This window comes from Pedobacter sp. 10L46_2, assembly GCF_056395165.1.
The window spans coordinates 1-1,942 of the sequence record NZ_JBFTIZ010000476.1 but is presented as its reverse complement, the minus strand read 5'-3'; the positions used below and the strand labels follow the sequence as shown (position 1 = coordinate 1,942).

Genomic DNA, 1,942 nt, shown 5'->3' with positions numbered 1-1,942 from the left:
GGACTAAGTCCTTTCATATACCTGAGGTTACTAAAACAAGCAACTGCAATAATCTGATCATCTAAACTTAGCCCGAATTTGTAATTAGATTTGGCCGATGCCTGCAGATGATTATTATTTAAGAAATCATCGGCCTGTTTTTGTGTAATTTGAATAATCTTAGTTTTGCGCGCATGAATACGTTTATTCAGACCAAGAATAGAAGAGATTCGTCCTATTACCTGTGCTTTTCTAGTTTCCCATATATCTTCCCATAAATGCACTACAGAAATATTTTTCAATTGATATTGCTCTTGCAACAATATCAGATCTTCAGGGCGATAAGCATTTATAAGTGGAATAAGGTTAATTACAACCTCCCCTGCTCCAATGGTTAGCAGTTTGTATTCTAACGATTCAATATCATGTGTGGTAATACCAATATTCCCAAAACTGGTAATTACATCTTGTTGCCAAACTGGTTTTATACCCAACCCTTTTCTTTATAAAGTTTAAACCCAGCCGCCAGAGCTTCCTCTATTTGCAACATCAATGCGTCATCCAGTTTGTTGATATGGAAACATGATTTACCATTTAACAACTTAAGCAGATCAGGACCAAAAATCTTTTTCATATCAGGCTCTGTGTATACCGGCATATAATAAAAACCCACATGTCCCTTTTGTATAATTACGCTTGCAAAGAAAACTTCATTTCTTTGCTTTCCTTCAATCACTACATTCTTGTCACTCCAAAGGTCAAAGGAAGTTTCACTGTTTACTCTATTACTAAAACCCACAGTAGCATAAGGCTGCAGCGATGCCCTAATGGTTTGAAAAATTTCTACAAAATCAGTTTTCATTGTTTTAAGTTATAGATGACTATCAGATAAACAACATCTATTTATCAATATTGTTTAAGATTATAAGTTATCGGCCAACCACCATTTGCTAGAAGGATAATTCTTATTTAAAATTACAGATTCACCCATTAATGGAGTAGCAATTTTCAAACTTTCTTCGTTTGCCTTATTAACAACCCTAATAATCGGATCATTCCAGTCGTGCATAGCTAATTTAAATTTCCCCCAGTGAACAGGCAGCAGAACCTTTGCACCCAAATCTATTGCAGCCTTAACAGTTTGCTCAGGGAACATATGTATTAAAGGCCAGTAGGTATTGTACTGCCCGCATTCCAATATTGCAATATCAAAGGGTCCATATTGCTCGCCGGCATCTTTAAAATGTGTATCATATCCCGAATCGCCCCCTAAATACAATTTATCTTTTGATGTTTGTAAAACAAATGCAGACCATACCGTCTGATTTCTTTTAAACTTCCTTCCAGTAAAATGACGGGCAGGAAGCGCAGTAAATTTCAGCGTATTAAAAACAATTTCCTCTCCCCATGACATTTCAGTAATCCTTGAAGCAGGCACTCCCCACTTCTCCAAATGTGATCCTACACCTAATGAAACTATGAAGCGATTTGTTTTATCCTTTAATTTTAAAATGGCTTCATAATCCAGATGATCATAATGATCATGAGTAATTAACACAATATCCAGTTCAGGAAACTCTTCGACCTTTAAAAAATCTGTCCCTAAAAACCTTTTGGTCCCGATAAATGAAAATGGAGATGGCCTTTCGCTTAACACGGGGTCAACCAATATATTTTGGCCATCTGTTTGTACCAGATAAGAAGAATGCCCAAACCAGGTTATTTTAGTCTCGGAAGCATCTTGTGTAAAGTCGGGTTTAATGGTAGGTACCGGACTTTTAGGAGCCCCATTTACATTGCCCCGTAACATTCCTTTTATCATATCCCAATAACTTACGTTATCAGGTTTCATAGGGGTTGGCGACAAGTTTTCAAGTGCACCATCCCTATAATTAGGTAATTTTTTTATACGCGCTAAGCGAGCACCTTCAGGTACTCGCCCGAAAATAGGAAAGTTAAGCAC

General features: G+C 36.9%; 2 protein-coding genes and 1 pseudogene. All 3 read right to left on the bottom strand.

The window, feature by feature from the left end; all coding sequences use genetic code 11:
• Positions 1-473 (bottom strand): annotated as a pseudogene (locus tag AC1DDX_RS26985) (hypothetical protein); the annotation flags it as partial.
• Positions 464-841: a DUF1801 domain-containing protein gene (locus AC1DDX_RS26980; protein ID WP_172663194.1), complete on the bottom strand. Its 378-nt coding sequence runs from the start codon at positions 839-841 to the stop codon at positions 464-466. The pseudogene AC1DDX_RS26985 and the gene AC1DDX_RS26980, both read right to left, overlap by 10 nt.
• Before the next feature lie 60 nt (positions 842-901).
• The coding region (locus AC1DDX_RS26975) for an MBL fold metallo-hydrolase (RefSeq protein WP_477622984.1) at positions 902-1,942 on the bottom strand (1,041 nt) is incomplete at its 5' end.